15 protein-coding genes are annotated in these 19241 nt (G+C 62.9%); 2 read left to right on the forward strand and 13 right to left on the reverse strand.

Features of this window, described 5'->3' with window-relative positions:
• Positions 1–31: 31 nt before the first annotated feature.
• Positions 32–2971, reverse strand: coding sequence for a sugar ABC transporter (locus tag OH764_RS10345; RefSeq protein ID WP_498846720.1), 2940 nt, complete (start codon positions 2969–2971; stop codon positions 32–34).
• A 1115-nt stretch (positions 2972–4086) separates the two neighbouring features.
• Here OH764_RS10345 and OH764_RS10350 point away from each other — a divergent pair.
• Positions 4087–4248, forward strand: a complete 162-nt coding sequence (locus OH764_RS10350; protein WP_006051149.1) for a DUF1328 domain-containing protein — start codon at positions 4087–4089, stop codon at positions 4246–4248.
• Between the two features lie 201 nt (positions 4249–4449).
• Here the strand turns inward: OH764_RS10350 and OH764_RS10355 are convergent, their stop codons facing one another.
• Positions 4450–5373: a LysR family transcription regulator gene (locus tag OH764_RS10355; protein WP_498846721.1), complete on the reverse strand. Its 924-nt coding sequence runs from the start codon at positions 5371–5373 to the stop codon at positions 4450–4452.
• A gap of 77 nt (positions 5374–5450) precedes the next feature.
• On the opposite strand from OH764_RS10355, the gene OH764_RS10360 reads away from it, so the two are divergent.
• Positions 5451–6341: an EamA family transporter gene (locus OH764_RS10360; protein WP_498846722.1), complete on the forward strand. Its 891-nt coding sequence runs from the start codon at positions 5451–5453 to the stop codon at positions 6339–6341.
• 70 nt (positions 6342–6411) lie between these two features.
• On the opposite strand, the gene rfbC is transcribed toward OH764_RS10360, so the two are convergent.
• From rfbC to OH764_RS10415, 11 genes are all read right to left on the reverse strand, one after another.
• Positions 6412–6963 (reverse strand): dTDP-4-dehydrorhamnose 3,5-epimerase family protein, encoded by a 552-nt coding sequence (rfbC, locus tag OH764_RS10365; protein WP_498846723.1) that lies wholly within the window; start codon positions 6961–6963, stop codon positions 6412–6414.
• A 102-nt stretch (positions 6964–7065) separates the two neighbouring features.
• The gene (locus OH764_RS10370; protein WP_027804932.1) at positions 7066–8061 is read right to left on the reverse strand and encodes a GlxA family transcriptional regulator; all 996 of its coding nucleotides are present in this window, start codon (positions 8059–8061) and stop codon (positions 7066–7068) included.
• A 710-nt stretch (positions 8062–8771) separates the two neighbouring features.
• Complete coding sequence (locus OH764_RS10375) at positions 8772–10133, reverse strand: metallopeptidase TldD-related protein (protein ID WP_498846724.1); 1362 nt, start codon at positions 10131–10133, stop codon at positions 8772–8774.
• On the reverse strand, positions 10133–11569 hold the full coding sequence (locus tag OH764_RS10380) for a TldD/PmbA family protein (RefSeq protein WP_498846725.1): 1437 nt from the start codon (positions 11567–11569) through the stop codon (positions 10133–10135). The genes OH764_RS10375 and OH764_RS10380 overlap by 1 nt, the downstream gene beginning before the upstream one ends.
• Positions 11562–13220, reverse strand: a complete 1659-nt coding sequence (locus OH764_RS10385; protein WP_498846726.1) for an ABC transporter ATP-binding protein — start codon at positions 13218–13220, stop codon at positions 11562–11564. The genes OH764_RS10380 and OH764_RS10385 overlap by 8 nt, the downstream gene beginning before the upstream one ends.
• Positions 13217–14332, reverse strand: coding sequence for an ABC transporter permease (locus tag OH764_RS10390; RefSeq protein WP_498846727.1), 1116 nt, complete (start codon positions 14330–14332; stop codon positions 13217–13219). The genes OH764_RS10385 and OH764_RS10390 overlap by 4 nt, the downstream gene beginning before the upstream one ends.
• Positions 14286–15338: a microcin C ABC transporter permease YejB gene (locus tag OH764_RS10395; RefSeq protein ID WP_498846728.1), complete on the reverse strand. Its 1053-nt coding sequence runs from the start codon at positions 15336–15338 to the stop codon at positions 14286–14288. Before OH764_RS10395 ends, OH764_RS10390 begins: the two co-directional genes overlap by 47 nt.
• 17 nt (positions 15339–15355) lie before the next feature.
• The gene (locus OH764_RS10400) at positions 15356–17275 is read right to left on the reverse strand and encodes an extracellular solute-binding protein (protein ID WP_498846729.1); all 1920 of its coding nucleotides are present in this window, start codon (positions 17273–17275) and stop codon (positions 15356–15358) included.
• A gap of 116 nt (positions 17276–17391) precedes the next feature.
• On the reverse strand, positions 17392–18162 hold the full coding sequence (locus OH764_RS10405; RefSeq protein ID WP_498846730.1) for an energy transducer TonB: 771 nt from the start codon (positions 18160–18162) through the stop codon (positions 17392–17394).
• A complete protein-coding gene (locus OH764_RS10410; RefSeq protein WP_006051605.1) occupies positions 18159–18578 on the reverse strand; it encodes an ExbD/TolR family protein in 420 nt (139 codons plus the stop codon). The genes OH764_RS10405 and OH764_RS10410 overlap by 4 nt, the downstream gene beginning before the upstream one ends.
• 25 nt (positions 18579–18603) lie before the next feature.
• A complete protein-coding gene (locus OH764_RS10415) occupies positions 18604–19215 on the reverse strand; it encodes a MotA/TolQ/ExbB proton channel family protein (RefSeq protein WP_020069917.1) in 612 nt (203 codons plus the stop codon).
• Between the last annotated feature and the right edge of the window lie 26 nt (positions 19216–19241).

The raw sequence follows: 19241 nt of genomic DNA on the forward strand, positions 1-19241 counted from the left end.
GACGAGCCAGGTCGGTGCGATACGGGGACGTTTAGCGCTCACAGGAAATCTCGACGGGCTGATAGTTCACCTCCAGACCGGCGGAGGCCGGGGTGTCGAAACGCAAGCCTGCGGCGTCGCGGTGCACGGCGACGGGACGTCCGGCGACATTCACACTGCAACTGCCCGCGTGGGCAAGCCTGACGAACGGCTGGTAGTAGCCCCCGAATTCAAACGACATGCCGTTTGCGCCGCGCCTGAAGTTGCGAACGAAGCCGTTCGCTTCGGCGATGTAGGGCAATGCGCCTGCTTTCGAAAGCGCTCCCGCCGAGCTATCGCGAGCATCGGCACCGTTGAACGACACGCGAGCGGCGCCGTCTGCGATGTGGATATAAGTGCCGTCGGGGCCGGCCGAATAGCCGGTGACGCCGGCCGATGCGTGCAGATCCGGCGCCGTCGACAGCGGCCAGTGCAACTCGCGCACGTCTCCGTTGCCGCGCACGATCCAGTCGCCGTCCGCGCGCTTGCCGCCGTTGGCACCTGCACCTGCATCCGCGTCGACGTCGCCGCGCACCGCGCGTGCGACAGCGAACGAACGCCAGTCGAGCACCTTCTGCGTGTAATCGGTCATCTGCACGGGCAGTACGGCTTGCTTGAGCACCGCCGTGAAAATCTGGTCGAGCGCGCGCAGCGAAGCGACCTTGGTGCCGCTGTACATGTGGTAGTACAGGTCGATCGGCTTGAAACGCAACGGCTTGTCCGTCATGTCGAAGGTTTCGAGCACGCGCGTGAAACCGTAGAACGGACCCAGCCAGTCGTTCGTGTAGACGTTCTCGTCCTGATTCGGCGCGTACACCTGATACGCACCCGGCCCCTTGTCGACGCCGATCGGCGCGATGTTGGTCCAGCTGCTCGCGCTCTTCGTAATGACGGTGTCGCCGCCGTTCACGTTCGCGACGCCCGCCGCATAGACCTTGCGCACCACCACCGCGGGCGGCTTGCAGTTGCCGGGCCATTGCAGAATGGTCGTCTTCTTGCCGGGAGGCGCAAGGCGCGTGTTGATGTAATCGATCGAGCCGGTTACCTCCCGGTCGATGTCGAACGTGTAGTTCGGAATGTTCAGCGAGAACGCAGTATCGCCGCCGCCGCGGTCCACACGTTCGCCCGTCTTCGCGTCCACGCTGCCCCAGTCGAAAGGATGCGAGTAAGTATGCGTGCCGATTGCGACATACGGCAGCGCGAACATCTTGCGAGCAATCTCTTCGAGGCGCGGCGAGATCTTCGGGTAAAGCCCGGTGGGACCCACCTCACCCTCGATGACGGACAGCGTCATCGGCACCTTGTAGCGGGTAAAAATCTGCTGATACAGCGCTTCGCCCGAATAGTCCGCACCGGGGAATTCCGCGCGCGACGCGAAACCGTCACCGTCGACGTGCGACATGAAAAGGCGCCGCCCGTTTTCGGTAGTCACGCTAGGCGACGGCATCTGTTGCAGACGCAATGCGGCCGTGAGGAACGAAATCGGTTGAATCGCCCAGCGCTCCTGGTCGATGCCGTTGAGCGACACGACCGTGTACGGGCTCATCGCGAAGCCGCCCCATGGCGTGATCGCCACCGGGTCCAGCGTCGCCTGACCGCTCTTTACCCGCAACAGCGGCCGGCTGGCTGCGCCGACCTGAACGCCCGTCAGATCGCGCGGGCCGAGCTTGGGATCGATCTCGAAGCCGATCATCGGATCGCGCGAGACGACGTCTACCTTGTCGCTGAAGGGACCCGGCACTGCCTGCAGATCGAGCGCGCGTCCTTCGTCCTCGGCCGCGTCGAAACCGAACTGTCCAAGAAACGCAACGGGAACGCGCGCGGCGATGCGCGCATCGACCCATCTGCGCCACACGGCACTGTCCTGCGTGCCGCTGCCCTGCAGCCACGCAACGACGCCCGCGTAGCGATCGGGCGAGATGTCATCGGGAAGCGTGTCGTTGACGTTCGCGTACTCGACGTCATAGCCGAGATAGTTCAGCGGCATTGCCAGGTCGCGCACGCCGGGGGTTTCGTCGAGCAGCAAATCTTCGCCCGTGTCCTGCACGACCAGCACCTTGCGCGGCAGCACTTCGATTGCGCCGATGCCGACCACGTCGCGCGCCAAGTCGGTCACATAGGGCGTGACGCCCGTCGCCACCACCTGGGCCGCCGTCCTGCGCACGCACGCGCGGTCATCGGCGCCGCAGTATTCGATTGACACGACGGGCACGCCCGTCCGCCGCATGAACGCTTGCGCCGCGGCGACGCGGACGGCACGGTCGTCTGCGGAAACGACGATCTGTCCGGCACCGCTCGCGCTCGGGCCGCTCACGAGCGACGGGCCCACCACCGCATACAGCGCTTTGGCATGCAGCGTGGCGAGCGTAAGCGCGTCATCGCCGCCGATCACGATTCGCGCGTCGGGATGCGCCGCGCGAATCGCGTCGATCGATGCAAGCGCTTGCGGCGTGTCGAGCAGGAACCCGTGAAAACCGCGCTGCCACAGCGGCTCGATCACGCTCGCGACGAATGCACTGGGCGAGTTGACAACGGCATTCCCATTGGTGCGTGCGAGCCATACCGTATGCCGCAACGGGTTCGCCGCCGGATCGAAACCGCGCGACGGATCGACGACGACGGCATCGAACGCTTGCAACAAGTCGACCGGCACATTGGCGCCGTCGAAAAACGCGAGATTGACTGACGTAGAGGGACCCGCTTGCGCAGTGCGCGCTTCTGCCTGAGCCAGCGGTGCCGCGGGTAACGTCGCGGATCGGGATTGCGATGACGTCGACTGAGCGCTCGCGCTGCCGTAGACGATCGCGAGCGCCGCAAGGAGAGCGCACCCGGACACACGCATGAGGCGCGGCTGAGCGCGTCCCCGCTCGTGACGCGCCGACGTCGTCTCGCCGCCCGGCCCGTTGCGAAGCGCCCGGCGCGCACCCCCGATCGTTTGAATCCCCAATGGCATGTGATTTCTTCTTCGGTTTATGCTCTTTTACCGGCCCGCATTGAACGCGGCTTTTTTTGGGCATTACCGCAGCCCACTCGATTGACCGCCCCTCTTTCGACGCGCGCTGCACCGACCTTTACAACGGCGTAATGAAACATCGCCACAGCCTCTCTGGCATTAATAGCCGCCCCGCGTCCAGGCTGCGCATTCTAATAGCTGTTTTTTCAAATTGCACGAGTATTCTGGCGCACGGGTTTTTTACCAACAATCGCCAAAAACGCCCTGAACATCAAGGAACTACTGTGCTACTCAATCCTATATGACGGCGCAAACGTTTCACCTCTTCACCACCCGTGGTGTCCAAAATGATTCGGCCTGACAACAATTAACAATCCGGGAATGATTTAATCGTTTTCAGCGGGATCCTTCGAGCCGGCTTAAGCGAGCAAGATAGGTCTCGGGGCGCCAGTGTCGTGTCAGCGAGGCTGCCAGCGGACACGCCGCCGCAGATGGCTATTTCATGCGCAATCCGGTGCGAGAGAAGGGCCGCCGGGATTCCGCCGTCGGGCGTTTGGGGAAGTGATCTGGGGTAAATCGTTTTTGCTGGAAACCGTTCGATGGACTTCCCGTGGAAATCGCTAAAACCCGATTTGTGCCATTTCGCGACGGGTAGATAACGCTGATTTCGCGGTGGCAAGTTGGCGTTAATGCGGTCACGTTCGGGGCAGATTTTGTTCAGCAACTCGAGGGCAGCCCCACGAGATCTCGCTATTTTGGAGCCATGACATCCACGCTCCTCCAACCATATTAAATGCTGATTAACTTTTTTTCATTTGACACGCCGCTTTTGTGATGCGGCGCAAATTAACTCAGGCGCCGGTCGATGCGGCAGCGAGCTTATTGACTCGCGCAAACGTTATCGTCGGTCGATATCCGTTTTTCACGGCATGAGGCCGCTCCGCGGCGCTTAGCGTGTCGTTTCAGTGAAACAACGGCAGGGTCGCCGCTGACAGTTCGCGGCGCAGGCACAGCCATTGCTCAACATCGCTCGCCGGCAGATCGCTCGTTCAGGGACCTGGACCCGAGCGAGCCGCCGTTCTACTTCAATCCAGTATTCATCGGTGGGAGGCCTCATGCTTCGATACGCTGCAATCTTCTTCGTCATCGCTATCATCGCCGCGGTATTCGGCTTTGGCGGCATCGCCGCCGGCGCGACGGAGATCGCCAAGGTGCTGTTCTTCATCTTCGTGGTGATTTTCCTCGTCACCTTGCTGATGGGCGTGATGCGGCGCTGATCACCGCATCGGCTGTATAAGCGGAGGAATACCCGCCCCGGCGCGTGCGAACAACCTGTTGCAATACCTGCCACGGTGTATTGCAATAGTTGCCGCTCACGCCGGGCTTCTCCGCAACGCAGCACGCGCATCGCGCTGTACGTGTGCCCCAGTTTCCAGCGCGTCCAACGCGCCTCCAGCATTCCCTCGTTGATATCTGCTTCATTCCGCCGACAGCACGCGCGAGTCGTTCTCCCGCATGCCCAGATGCAACTCCTCGCATAGAAAACCTTGCAACGTCTGCACCGCTGCGTCCTGCGCGCCCGCGATCTCGCGTGTGAACAGGCCGAAATCCGCAGCGGGCGCATCGGGCAAGCCATCGGCACAACCGAGAATTCTCATGGACTCCGAACGAATATTGCCTTCGAGCAATACCGACACGCCGAGCCCCGCTTCGACCGCCGACTGCACCGCCGGCAAGCTGGTGCTCGTACACACGATGCGCCAGCCGATGCCGGCGCGGCGCAGCGCCGTCAACACATTCTTTTGCCACAGACATGTGTCGCCGAAAGCGACCAGCGGTAAGAGCGCTTCGGCATCGCGCGAATAGCCGCGCGCACCGACCCAGAACAACGGTTGAGTCCATGTGAGCAAAGGCGTGCCGTTCACCAACGCGGGATCTGCAACGACCACATCGAGGCCGCCGTCTACGAGCCGCCTGGATAAAGCGGCGCTGCTGTCCACGACGATTTCGAGCGCGACGCGCGGATAGGCAATCGAAAAACGCCGCAACGCACGCGGCAAACGACCGACGGCGATGTCTTCGAGCATGCCGAGCCGTACCGTGCCCGACACCTGCCCCGCGCTCAGCGCGCGCCGCGCATCGGCACCCGCGCCGAGAATCGCGTGCGCGTATGGCAGCAGCAGATGACCGGCTTCGGTCAGTTGCACGCCGCGTGGCGAACGGTCAAGCAGCCGCTGACCAAGGTCTTCTTCGAGACGGCGTAACTGCATGCTCACCGCCGCCTGGGTGCGTGCAAGTCGGATTGCGGCCACGCCCACCGCACCCGTCTCCGCGACGGTGACAAATGTGCGAAGCAGACTGCTGTCGAGGTCACGGGTCATCACGATTGTTGAAGTCGGCATAAGAAATATCAACTTATCTTAGTAGCGCGGGAGCCGATAAGATAGCGTGAACATTCCCACAGCGACGCCAAAAAACCATGCAGGACATGACAATCAAGTGTGCAGCCGCCCCCGAGCCGGCCGACGTTAAACCTGCGCGCGCCGCAGCCGGTGCAGCTTTGCTGTGCGTGCTCTCCATGTCGAGCGTCCAGTTCGGCGCCGCGCTTTCCGAACCGACCATGTCGGTCTACGGCTCGCTCAGCACCACCTGGCTGCGGCTCTGCTGGGCCGCCCTCGTGCTCGCCGTGCTGGTGCGCCCGCGCGTTCGCAGCTACTCGCGCGCGCACTGGTTCGCCGCAGGCGCGCTCGGCGCTGCGATGGCCGGCATGACGTTGTGTTTTTTCGCGGCGCTTCAACGTATTCCACTCGGCCTCGCGGTGGCGATCGACTTTCTCGGGCCGCTGACGGTGGCAACCCTGGCCGTGCGCCGTGCACGCGCGCTTCTATGGCCCGCGCTGGCGATTGCGGGCGTCGTGCTGCTTTCGCGCGATCGCGGCGGCTGGGTGGGTGAACCGCTCGGCGTATTCCTTGCGCTTGCCGCCGCTTGCGGCTGGGGCAGCTACATCGTGTTGATGAAAAAGACCGGCAAGCTGTTCGCCGGTCTTGAAGGCCTGTCGGTCTCGCTGATCGCAGCGGCGCTCGTGGCCACGCCTTTCGGTCTTGCACAAAGCGGCATACACGTGGCCGCAGGCCAACTCGCGGTGACCGCCGGCCTTGCGATACTCGTTCCTCTACTGCCCTATGCGCTGGAAATGGTGGCGTTGCGTCATATGCCCGCAGGTTCGTTCGGTATCCTGATGAGTGCAGAGCCAGCCATCGGCGCGGTGGCAGGCTTTGTCGTATTGCATCAGCCGATGGGTATTCTGCAGGTCGCGGGCACTTTGTTCGTGGTGGCCGCGAGTGTCGGCGCGGTGGTGGCCGCGAGGTAGCAACGGCGCATTGTGAGCCTATGAGCGCGCTGTGCAGTAGCGACAACCCAACTGTGACCGCGCATGCGCGCTAAGCCATGTTCTCGGCTTCGTATAGACGCCGCCCGGCAGCGTCCTTCGCGCCGACAATCGGCTCGAAATCGATCGGCCATTCAATGCCGATGTCCGGATCGCTCCACAAGATGCAGCGCTCCAGTTCGGGAAACCAGTACTCGGTCGTTTTCCACAGGCACTCGGCGACGTCGGAAAGCACGACGAAGCCATGCGCGAAGCCCGGGGGCACCCAGATCTGCCGATGGTTTTCCGCGCTCAGGTGCGTGCCGCACCACTTGCCGAAGTTCGGCGAATTGAGCCGCACGTCCACGGCAACATCGAAAATTTCGCCTGCCACGACCTGCATGAGCCGGCCTTGCGGACGCTGGACTTGATAGTGCAGTCCGCGCAGCACCCTATGCACCGCGCGCAGATGCCGGTCTTGCACGAAGTCGAAACCGCGTGCGACGTCGGCGGTAAACTCGTCCGCGGCGAAGCTCTCATAGCAGAAACCGAATGGGTCGCCAAACACTTCGGGCTCGATCAGTTTCACTTCCGGCAGTGCCGTCGCCAACACCTGGTTGCCCATGCCACTGTGCCCGTAAGAAACTGCTCGACAAAGAACGAGGATACCGCCGCGCGTCCGCGCGGCGGCCTTGAGACGCGCCTGCCCTACAGACGCGATCTACTGTCAGAGCTCCGAGGAGGCAAGCCGGCTGCGGGCGCGATATTCGGTTGGCGACAGCGCCATGCGCTTCCGGAAGATCTTCGCAAGGCGGTCGCCGTTGCCGGTGCCGCTGCGCCGCGCGATCTTGTCGACCGGCAGTTCGGTTTCAGTGAGGAAGTTACAAGCAATGCGCAGACGCACCTGCAACAGGTAGTCGGACGGCGTGACATGCATCTCATGCTTGAAACGACGCAGGAAATTGCGCTCACTCATGGCGGCGACCTGGGCTGCGTCGGCAACCGACACAGGACGGTCGCAGTTCGCTTCCATCCAGCGCGCGGCCGCGCGGATTTTTTCTGCCACGCTCAGCGTGCCGCCCTCGGCGGGCAGCGGAACCCATGTCGCAGCCATGCCAGGCATCACGCGTTCGGCGACGCTACGCGCCAGTTCCGCGCCTAGATCGCGCTTGATGAACATCAGCGCGCTGCGGGCGCAGTCATTGCGATCGTTGGACGCGCTAAGGATAGCGTCCGCCCCGCCGCGGCCATAGCGGCCGATTTGCAGCGCTTCCGGATCGCCCGGATTGGCCGCCTCCAGCACGAGCCGCCCTTCGCCGATGGTTTCGATCGCACGAGTGCGTGCCTGCACAGACCGCAGCCAGCCGAGCAGGCGCTGGTCGCGGGCCGCCTCATGCGCGCCGTGACCGCCGGCAATGAAAAGGACGTCGAAGCCGGTTCCATAGCGCGTGTCGATACGATCGGTCCAGATGCGCGCGGCCGACGAACTCGGCACGCTGCCGCCGTCGAGCGACAGGAACTGCACTTCATACGGCGGCTCTTCGCCTGGGCGCGTACCGGAAAGTTCGTTCGCGGTCTGGAACATTTCGACGACCGTACCGGGGCCAAGCAACCAGAAGCCGTCGAACAACAGCACACCAATTCGCCGCGCCGCTGTGCGCACATTGACAGCGGGCGTGTGTAACCAGGTAACCCTCGCGGAATCGACGTGGATGTGGGACATGGTCTTCCTCAAAATGTCTACGTGGTTGGACGAGGACGCGCGTTACTCCGACGATATGGATCAACTGATAATCGCTATTCAACATCGGTGAACGCCGCTTCACGCATTATCAGCGATGTTAGCCGAATGAATCCCGTTAGTAAATTTGAAAACAACGGAATTAGCCAGGCATTTAACGTCTGACGAAAATTATTCTCATTTGATGCAAGTAATAATTAGCCGACGCGTGAATCCGGAGCGGAAAAACCTACCGCGCGTCGCCGCCGAGCCCTGCAGCCGCGGCAGAGCGGGACCCCGCCCTGCCTCGCTTTTGCCCTCGGAATGCCCGGTGCATCCGCTCGGCAGCACGTCCGGCATTGGAAACGTATCAAAACGTTTCAAAGCTGAACACACCGGCGCACCGCAATGGCCCTTTTAATTGGATTTGTTATTCGCACATTCGAAATGTGCCTTGTCAGCCATGGTAATTAGCCCGTAACGATTCTAATCCCGCGATTATCCGTTTATGCGAGCCTTTTAAAATCGCAAAAAATGTTTCATTTCTGAAACATGATCGGCTTATTCGTCAGATTAATCAGCGCCGTTGCGGAGCTGCTACTTGCGCGAAATGCTAATTCTTCAGAAGATTGGGAGCGTATGAAGCTTCCCGTTCGCGTACGCGGGGAAGCTGGCGCGCGACTCGCCTCGAACGGCGACCCGCGCCGCAGTGCTTATAGGGTCAGCTCGAACGACTTGGCGAGGATGCCCGGCAACTGCATGCCGCCCGTCGCCCGCTCGCCCCACGTCCCGTCGCCCAGAAGCATTTCGGCATGAGCGCCGATATGTTCGAGTTCGCTGCCAAGAAGGCGATAGAGGCTGTCGTCGAACCGCATGGCTTCGAGCGGCGCGGCGATCTGTCCGTTCTCCACCCAGAAGGTCGCGAAGCGCGTCATGCCGGTCAGTCGGCAATTCATCCGGTCCGAAAAGTTCACGTACCACAAATTGCCGATGTAAAGCCCGGTGCCCAGTTGCGCAAGCACGTCTTCGTCCATCAGTTCCCCAGGCTGCATGGCAAGCGCCGCTGGCGCCTCTTCGGCGAGCGCGCCGTTGGGCGTCAAGCCGTATTCCCTTGCGCTGCGTGCATTGGTCAGTTGCCCGGCACTGCGGCCCGCTGTGATCAGCGCAACACTGTCGCGCAAGTAGCCGTCGTCGTTAAAGCCCGGTGTGATGCCAAGGCCGAGGTTTTCGCGAAGAGTGACACGACGATCCAGCGCGATCTCGCCCACGTGCAGCTTGTACAACTCGCTGCGCGAACTGGCCTGCGCGCGCGCCGAAAAACCGCGCCACGCCGTCACACCCAATAGCTCCGCAAGTGCGGCCGGAGCGAGCCATGCGCGATAGCGTCCAGGCGCGAGCGCACGAGGCGGGCGAGCGAGCACCGCGAGACGCGTCGCAGCCTGCTCCACTTTGCCGGCGAAGACCGCATCGCTCCAGTCGTCGCCGGCATATGTGGTTTTGATCGCCCGGCCGCTCGGGTCATAGAGCGACCAGCTGAAATTGAAGTTGTCGACTTCGTACCAGCCGCGGCTGCCACGCGTCGACGCGAAGCCACGCACGATGGTGCCGCCCGCGTAAAACCCCACGAAATCGAGGCCACGCGCGCATTCGGCGACGACGCGCAACAGTCCTTGCGAATCAGGCAATCTGCCCGAACGCCGCGTGGTGCGCTGCCATGCGGATGTATCGAACAGCAAGTGCGGATCGTCGGCGGCATCGCGCAGACCCTCGCGCAACGTGGCCAGCGCGGCGCGCACTTCGTCGATGTCCCGCTCCAGCTCGCCGCACACCGTCAACGTTGAATACGCCTGACGCGCGCCGTCGATCAGACGCAAGGTCAGCTTGCCTTGCGAGACGGTGCCGCTTTGCCGCACTTTGCCCGCATTGAAGCGAACGAAGTCGGACTGCTCGCCGGCAAACGAACTGAGCGTCGTTTCGCCGCGTTGCTGGAGATGCTCGATCGCATCGGCGAGCGACGTGAAGTGCTGCTGCCAGTTCACGGCATGCGCGGCGCGCGGTGACATGAAGTCGCTCATCACGCGCCTCCGAATACGTCGACATTGCTGAATACACAAGCGGGCGACGCGTGCCCCACGCGAATGATCTGCGCCGGCTCTCCCTTGCCGCACATCGACGTGCCATACACTTCGCGCGTGTCGGCGTTGCCGACCGCGCTCAAGCTGCGCCAGAAATTCGCGGAAATGCCGCGATAGTTCGGCTGCTTGACGATCTGCGTGAGCTTGCCGTTCTCGATCAGTTGACCGAATTCGCAGCCGAACTGAAATTTGTTGCGATGATCGTCAATCGACCAGGACGTGTTGGTGCGCATCAGAATGCCGTGTTCGATGTTGCCGATCATCTCGTCGAGCGAACTGTCGCCCGGCTCGATATTCAGGTTCGCCATGCGGTCGATGGGCGGCCTGTTCCAGTTCGACGCACGCGAATTCGCCACGCCCGGCATGCCCGCGCGTTGCTGCGAGAGCGCGCCGCCGAGCGGTCGCTCCAGCACGCCGTCGCGAATCAGATATTCCTTGTTCGCTTTGGAGCCATCGTCGTCGAATGCGTAGGCTGCGGCTTCTTCGCGCAACTCCGGATCGAAAGTCACGTTCAGCAGTTCAGAGCCATAACGGTAAGAGCCGAACATGTCGGGCTTCACGAAGCTCCAGCCGGCGAAATTGCGCTCATCGCCGAGAATCCGGTCCAGTTCCAGCGGATGGCCGATCGACTCGTGAATCTGCAGCATCATCTGATCGGGCATTAGCAGAAGGTCGCGCTTGCCCGACGGGCAGTTCGGCGCGGCCAGCAATTGCAGCGCCTCGGCGGCGACGCGCGGGCCGCAGCCGTCGAAACCGAAGCGCGCCAGCACGTCCATGCCGCCCTGCCCGAGCGTGCCGTAGTTGCCGCCGAGTGTGCGCACCTGGGTGTCGCCGTTCGCATGCGCGGCCACGCTCAGCTGCGGCATCACGAAGCGGAACCGTTGATCGATCCGCACGCCGTCGCCGGTCATGTAGAGCTGATCGGTGTGAATGATCTGCATCGCGGCCACTCGCTCGACGATGCGCGAATCCAGCTTCGCCGCCGCGCACTCGGCGCCGAGCCGGTCGATCCATTCGGCGCGGCCCGGCAGCGTGTGCTGCGCATTCGGCGACACGTACTCGCCACTCGCCGACGGACGCGCCACTTCGCCATGATCGATCAGCGACAATGCAGCGCTCGCCTCGGCGCGTGCGGTGGCGAGGTCGAGCGCCTGCTGCAAGCCCGCCGCCGAGAGATTCGCCGTCGCCGCGTAGCCGGCTCCCGCGCCGACCCACGCGATGAGCATCGCGCCGCGATCGCGCACCGTGCGCAGCGGTTGCGCGATGTCGTTGCGAACCTCGTGATCGTCGATCTGTTCGTCGACGATGCGCAGCGACCAGAACTCCGCGCGGCTCTTAAGCGACCGGGCGGCCTGCGCCCAGCGTTCGTCAATCATTCACACTCCTTGGAGTTTGCGCGGAATCCGGCCGCGCCATCAGCAGCGACGAGGCCAGAAGCGATCGTGTATAGGGATGCGACGGCGCATGCAAAATTTCGAGCGTATCACCAGCCTCGACGACCCGCCCCGACTTCATGACGATCACACGGTGCGCCATGGCCCGCATCACAGCGAGATCGTGCGTGATAAGAAGGTAGCTTAGCTTGCGCGTTTTCTGTAAATGTACCAGCAGAGCGAGCACCTGCTGCTGGATCGACACGTCGAGCGCGCTCGTCGGTTCATCGAGCACCAGCAGTTCCGGTTCCACCGCAAGCGCCCGCGCAATCGCAATCCTTTGACGCTGCCCGCCGGAAAACTCGTGCGGATAACGGGGCATCGCATCGGCGGGCAGCCCCACTTCCTCCAGCAGACTGGCAACGCGTGCGCGCCTCGCCTTGGCGTCGATCTCAAGCCGATGCACGGCAAGACCTTCACCGACGATCTGCTCCACCGTCATGCGCGGCGACAGCGAGCCGAACGGGTCCTGGAACACCACCTGCATGCGCGAGTACAACGCCCGCCGCGAAGCAGCCGTCTTCAGCACCGACAACGGCATGTCGTCGATATGCACATGACCCGCAGCAGCCCTGTTCAAACCGAGCACCGTTGCCGCGAGCGTCGATTTGCCCGATCCCGATTCGCCTGCAATGCCGAGGGTTTCGCCGCGCCGCACGCTCAAATCGACGTCATGCACCGCGCGAAACGTGGAGCGGCCGAACAGCGACCGCCAACCTTTGGCGGGCGTGCTGTAGTCGACGGAAAGCCCCTGCACTTCGAGCAGACGGCGCGCGCCTTTTTCGAGCGGCGCTATGGAGCGGCGCGGCTCGCTGTCGAGCAAGCGCTGCGTGTACGGATGCCGCGGATCGTCGAACAACGCCTGCGTCGTATTCGTTTCCACTAGCACGCCCTTCTCCATCACCGCGACGCGCTGCGCGAAACGCCTCACGAGATTCAGGTCGTGCGTGATCAGCAACACGGCCATGCCGCGCTCGACGGCTTCCTGTTCCTGGAGTTCGATCAACAGGTCGACGATCTGCTGGCGCACGGTCACGTCGAGCGCAGTAGTGGGCTCGTCGGCGAGTAGCAGGCGAGGTCGGCACGCGAGCGCCATCGCGATCATCGCGCGCTGGCGCTGGCCGCCTGACAGCTGATGCGGAAAACTGTCGATGCGGCGCTCCGGCTCTGGAATGCCCGTGCGCCTGAGCAACTCGATGCCGCGCGAGCGCGCCGCATTCGGCCGCAAGCCCTCGTGCAAGCGCACGCTTTCCGCTATCTGCTTGCCGATCGTGAAAAGCGGATTGAGCGCGGTCATGGGTTCCTGAAACACCATGGCCACGTCCGCGCCGCGCAGCCCGCGCATTTTCTGTTCGGTCTTGCGCAACAGGTCTTCACCGTCGAGCAGAATGCGACCGCTCAAATGCGCGTGGTCGACGAGCCGCAGAATGGACAACGCGGTGACGCTCTTGCCCGAGCCCGATTCGCCGACGAGCGCAACGCGCTCGCCACACGCGATGGAAAGGCTAAGGTCGCGCACCGCGAGCTTGTCGCCGAAACGCGCTGAAAAGCGCTCGATTTCCAGCAGCGGCCGGTCGTTCGACGTGACGCTCATCGCGGCGCTCCCCCGAATGCTGAACCACGCGAACGCGTGTCGAGCGCATTGCGCAGCGCGTCGCCAATAAAAGTCAGCAGCAGCAACGTGACCACGAGCGCGGCGAACGCCGACACCGAAATCCACCAGGCGTCCAGATTGTTCTTGCCCTCCTGCAATAATTCGCCGAGGCTCGGCGTCGGCGGCGGCACACCGAGCCCGAGAAAATCGAGGCTGGTCAGCGACAGGATCGCGGCGCTCATCCGGAAAGGCAGGAACGTGATAACCGGAGTAAGACTGTTCGGCAACACATGACGCCAGATGATCTGCCCGTTCGACAGGCCCATCGTGCGTGCGGCTTTTACATAGTCGAGCGAACGGTTGCGCAGGAACTCCGCGCGAACGTAGTCGGACAGCACGAGCCAGCCGAACATCGACAGAAGAATGAACAGCAGCCACAGCGTCGGCTCGAAGATCGACGCGAAGATGATGAGCAGATACAGGTCCGGCATCGAGCTCCATATTTCGATCAGGCGCTGGCCGATCAGGTCGGTGCGCCCACCGTAAAAGCCCTGCACCGCGCCCGCCGCTACCCCGATCAGCACGCCGGAGACCGTGAGCGCGAGCGCCATCGACACCGACAGCCTGAAGCCGTAAAGAAGCCGCGCGAGCACGTCCCGCCCGTATTGATCGGTGCCGAGCCAGTTCGACGACGTGGGCGGCGCCGGATACGGATGCGCGGCGAAATAGTCGATCGTATCGTAGTGAAAGTGGTTCGGCGGATAGACCGCGAAGTTGCCGTTCGCCTCCAGCCGCGAGCGAATATACGGATCGAGGTAATTCGCGCGCGCCGGAAAATCGCCGCCGAAAAGCGTCTCCGGATAGTCTTTTACGATCGGGAAATAGTAATGCCCGTCATAGCGGACGACGAGCGGCCGGTCATTCGACAGCACTTCGCCGAGCAGGCTGAGAATGAACAGCGACGCGAGGATCATGAGGCTCCAGTAGCCCAGACGCTGCTGCCGGAAGCGCAGCCACGTGCGCCGCCACGGAGACGGCACTAAGCCGCGTGGCGCGGCGGACGCGTCATCGGTCAAGCCGGTTGAACTGGATGCGCGGGTCGACGAGGACATAGCAGACGTCAGCAATGAGTTTGGTTATAAGGGCAATCAACGTGAAGAGAAAAAGCGAACCCAGCACGACGGGGTAATCGCGGCGAATCACGGAGTCGTACGAGAGCTGGCCCATGCCGTCGAGTGAAAACAATGTCTCGATCAGCAGATTGCCGTTCAGGAACGCGCCGACGAACGCCGCCGGCAATCCGGTCAGCAGCGGAATCGCCGCGTTGCGCAGCACGTGTTTCCACAACACGTCGCGCTGGGTCGCGCCCTTTGCACGCGCGGTCAGCACATACTGACGGCCGATCTCTTCGAGAAACGTGTTCTTGGTGAGGATCGTGACGACCGCAAAATTGCCGACCACCGAAGCCGTGACCGGCAGCACGATGTGCCATAGATAATCGAGCAGCTTGCCGAACGTGCTCAGCTCACCGAAGTTGTCCGACGTGAGACCGCGCATCGGGAATACCTGCCAGAAGGTGCCGCCGCCGAACAGCATCAGCAGCAGAACGCCCAGCACGAAGCCGGGAATCGCGTAGCCCGCGAGCACGAGCACGCTCGTCACGGTGTCGAAGCGCGAGCCGTTGCGCACCGCCTTCGCGATACCGAGCGGCACAGAAACCAGATAGGTGAGCAGCACCGTCCAGAGCCCGAGCGTGATCGACACCGGAAGCTTCGAGCGGATCACGTCCCATACTCTTGCGTGCTGATAGTAGGACTGCCCGAGGTCGAAGCTCGCGTAGTGTTCGAGCATCAGCACATAGCGCTCGAGCGGCGGCTTGTCGAAGCCGAACTGCTTCTTGATCTGCTCGATCTGCTGCGGATCGACACCCTGGCTGCCGTGATAACCGCCGCCGCCCGCCCCCGCGTCTCCGCCACGGCCAGCGCCGTGGCGGAGTTGCGTCATCACCTGTTCGACTGGCCCACCCGGCACGAACTGCGTGACGATGAAAGTCAGCGTGACGACACCGAGCAAGGTCGGCACCATCAACAGCAATCGTCTGAAAATGTACGCAAGCATGGCGTTTTCCGATGAACTCAATGTGACGCGGCCGGCCGTCTGGCGAACCAGTAGTCGATAACCCAGTCTTCGTACTGGTACGACGCCGGCACGATCTCCGGAAAACCGAGCGTAGTCTTGTAGCCGATGCGCGCGCCCGGCGCGTAATACTCGGGCACGAGGTAATAGGAGTTGATCAGCACGCGGTCGAGTGCGCGGGTTGCCGCCTGCAGATCGTCGAGCGTGGTCGCGGCGAGCGCGGCATGGATCAGCGAGTCGACTGCGGGCGAGCGAATCCCCGGGTAATTCTCCGAGCCCACCTGCGAGGCCGCCGCGCTGCCGAAGCGGCGTGCGAGTTCCACACCCGGAATGGTGACCGGTGGGTAGATATACGTGGTCATGTCGAATTCGAAGTTGTCGATCCGCTTCTGATACAACGCACTGTCGATCTGCCGCAGATGCGCCTCTATTCCGAGGTTCGCCAGCGCCTGCATATACGGAAGGATCAGCCGGTCCATGCCGGGCTGATCGTCGATGATCTCGATCTTCATCGGCGTGCCGTTGACGTCGCGCAACGCGCCGTCGCGATAGTGCCAGCCGGCTTGCGCGAGCAGATCGCGCGCCACGCGCAGATTGCCGCGCAGCGAGTTCGGCGGCAGCGTGTCCGGCGGCTTCACCATCGGGCCGAACACTGCCGGCGGCAGACTTGCGCGGTACGGTTCGAGCAGCGCGAGTTCCTTCGCGCCCGGCATGCCGCTGGCACCAAACGGACTCGCAGCGAAATAGCTGCCGGTGCGCCGGTACTGGCCGTAGAACATCATCCGGTTCATCCAGTCGTAATCGAACGCCATGGTCAACGCATGGCGCACCCGCACGTCCCGGAACATCGGCTTGCGCAGATTGATCAGCATGCCTTGCATCTGCGCGGGGCCATCCGCGAAATTGCCTTTCTTCAACACACCATTGTCGAAGTTCTTGCCGACGTACTTGCGCGCCCATTGCGTCGCGCTGTATTCGACGATCGCATCGGCGTCGCCGGCCTTGAAGGCTTCGAGTTGCGTGTAGTGGTCGCGATACAGCTTGAACGTGATGTGGGCAAAGCGGTACATGCCGCGCCTCGACGGCAGGTCCGCCGCCCAATACGTCGGATTGCGCCTGTATGTGATCTCCTTGTCGTTCTTGCGCGATTCGACGAGATACGGGCCGCTCGAAACCGGCACCTCGTTCGCGACCTGGTCGAACGGCGCTCGCGTGCCGTCGGCGCGCATCCCCCATTTCGGCGAGAACACCGGCAGGTCGCCCGCAATCAGCGGCGCGCCGCGCTCGGCATGCCTGAATTCAAAGCGCACGGTGGCCCGGTCGACCACGACCGCACGCCTGATCACCGCGAATTGCGCATTAAACATCGGCGACGCCTGTGGGCTCGTCAACGTGTCGAACGAATATTTGACGTCGGCTGCGGTAATCGGATCGCCGTTCGAGAACCGCGCGGCCGGATTGATGTGAAACGTGGCCGACGACAGATCGGGCGCGACTTCCACGTCGTCCGCAATCAACGGATACTCCGACGCCAGCTCGTCCCAGCTTCGCTGCATGAGCGTGTCGAACATCAGGTGCAGCACGTCCGGTGCGGGTGCGCCACGCACGAGGAACGGATTCATCGAATCGTAGGTCTGCAACTCGTTGTAGTTCTGAAAGCTGAGCGTGCCGTCCGCGGGCGCGGTGGGATCGGCGTAGTCGAAGTGCGTGAAGTTCGCCGGATATCGGGGCTCGTCGTATTGCGATATCGATGGCCTCGCGAGCGCGGATGTCATGCCCAATGTGAGACCGAGGCAGAGACCGAGACCAAGGCCGACGACGACCGCGCGCGCCCACGACGAGCCCACGCAAGAGCCCGGCCGCGGCAGATATGCGAGCATGCGCAACGCGCGCGGCCAGCGAAACTTCTCAGGTCTCATTTCTTCCAAACGCTAAAAGGTCGCGCGCCGGCCGCGAGCCGGCGCGCGGTACGTCGAATCGCGCGAGGATGGCTCCCGCCATCGCCCGCGCTCCCTTCTCCACTGCGGCTACTGCCTTACTGGTCGTCGTCGCTCGGTGCAGTCTTGAACGAGAACGCAACCTCGCCTACGTACGGCTCGGCGTTCTTCTCGCAACGGTACGACCTGGCCGCAGTGATGACCGCGTCGTTGAAGACCGAGGTCGGCGGTGTCACGCGCACGATTTTTACGTCGCTGACGCTGCCGTCGGGACTGATCGACAGATGGGCGATCACCGTCGCCGACAGTCCCTCTTGCAACGCGCGGCGCGGAATCTGCGGCTGCACGGCCTGGCAGTGACCGCGTCCGTCGACCACGCCGTGCAACGCGGGCGGCGCCACCGGTGCAGGCGGAGCCGCAGGCGCCGTGGCTGGACCCGGCGTCGCGTTCGCCGTGGCGAGCGCGGGCGCATTCGCGCTCGGATTCGCGGCGGGCGCGATGTTCGCGGGTTTGGGCGTCGCCGACGGCATCGCCGGGGGCGGCTTCGGCGTCGGCTGCGGCTTGGGTTGCTGCTGTTTAGGCGGCGGTTTTACCGGCGTCGGCGCGGGCGGCGGCTCGAGCTTTTTCACCTCGGGCGGCGGCGGTGGCGGCGGCGCCATCGTCACTTCCATGATCTTGCGCGGCGCGGGCGGCTCCTGCTTGAAGCTCACCTGCGAGAGCCCCGCGACGATCAGCAGTTCGACGACGAGCGCGGCAGCGAGCGCAGTCTTCATGGACATGCGGCCATGATGCGCCGGATTGGACGACGCCCAGAGCGCGCCGCTCAGGCGGCTTTGCGGGTCTTTCATGTCGAGTACCGGAGAGCTCATGTCGTCGGATTGGTGGCGAGTGCAACCGAGCTGATGCCCGCCGCGCGCACCAGGTCCATCACCTTGACGATGTTCTTGTAGCTCGTGCCTTCGTCGCCCGCGATCGCCACGTCGACCTTCTTCGAATCATGCACGAGCCCTTGCAGATGCGCGGTCAACTCCGTGGGTGTGACCGGCTTCGCGTCGAGATAAATCTCGTCGGTCTTCGTGACGCCGATCGACACCTTGACCGTCTGCTGCAACTGCTCCGCCGTGCTCGATTGCGGCAGATCGAGCTTGATGCCCGCGCCCTGAATCATTTTCAGCGTGGCAAGCATGAAGAACACGAGCAGGAACATCATGATGTCGATCATCGGAATGATCTCGATGCGCGCTTTCTCTTCCGCGCCCAGGTAATGGCTGCGATGGTTACGCATGATCCTTCTCCTTGGAAGCGGATGGTCAGGCGGCGAACCGCGACACGAGCAGCGACTTGATCAGATCGAACTGGTTGACCGTCATCCGGATACGCTTGTTGAAGTAGTTCAGGAAGATCACGCAGATAATGGCGATCGTGAGGCCACACGCCGTAGCCGTGAGCGCGTGGCCGATCCCGCCCGTCACGCCATTCGGATTTGCGGTGCCGCTCGTGCCGAGCACGTTGAACGACTCGACCATGCCGATGATCGTGCCGAGCAGGCCGAGCAGCGGCCCGAGCGTCACCGCCGTGTCGAGAATCCATAGATTGCGGTCGAGTCGCGGCATCTGGAACATGATGGTTTCCTCCAGTTCGCGCTCCACCACCGCTTCGGGTTTGCCTTGCACCTTCAGCGCACTTTTGACCAGTTCGCCCTGCACGGTTGCTTTGTAGTGCTCGGCGACTTTCTGTGCGTCGGACAGATTGGCCGGCTCGACCATCTTCAGATCATGTTCGAGCGTCTTGCCCGCCTTGACCGCTCGCGAGAAGAACATGAAGCGCTCGACGATGATCGAGATGCCCAGCAGGAAGATGAAGGCCAGAACGGGAATCAGGCCCATCGATTGAACTGAATAGTTGATAAGGGTATTGAGCACGGGGAACTCCAGTTGCGTCTCTAACA

This window comes from Burkholderia sp. M6-3, assembly GCF_050858985.1.
GTDB lineage: Bacteria > Pseudomonadota > Gammaproteobacteria > Burkholderiales > Burkholderiaceae > Paraburkholderia > Paraburkholderia caledonica.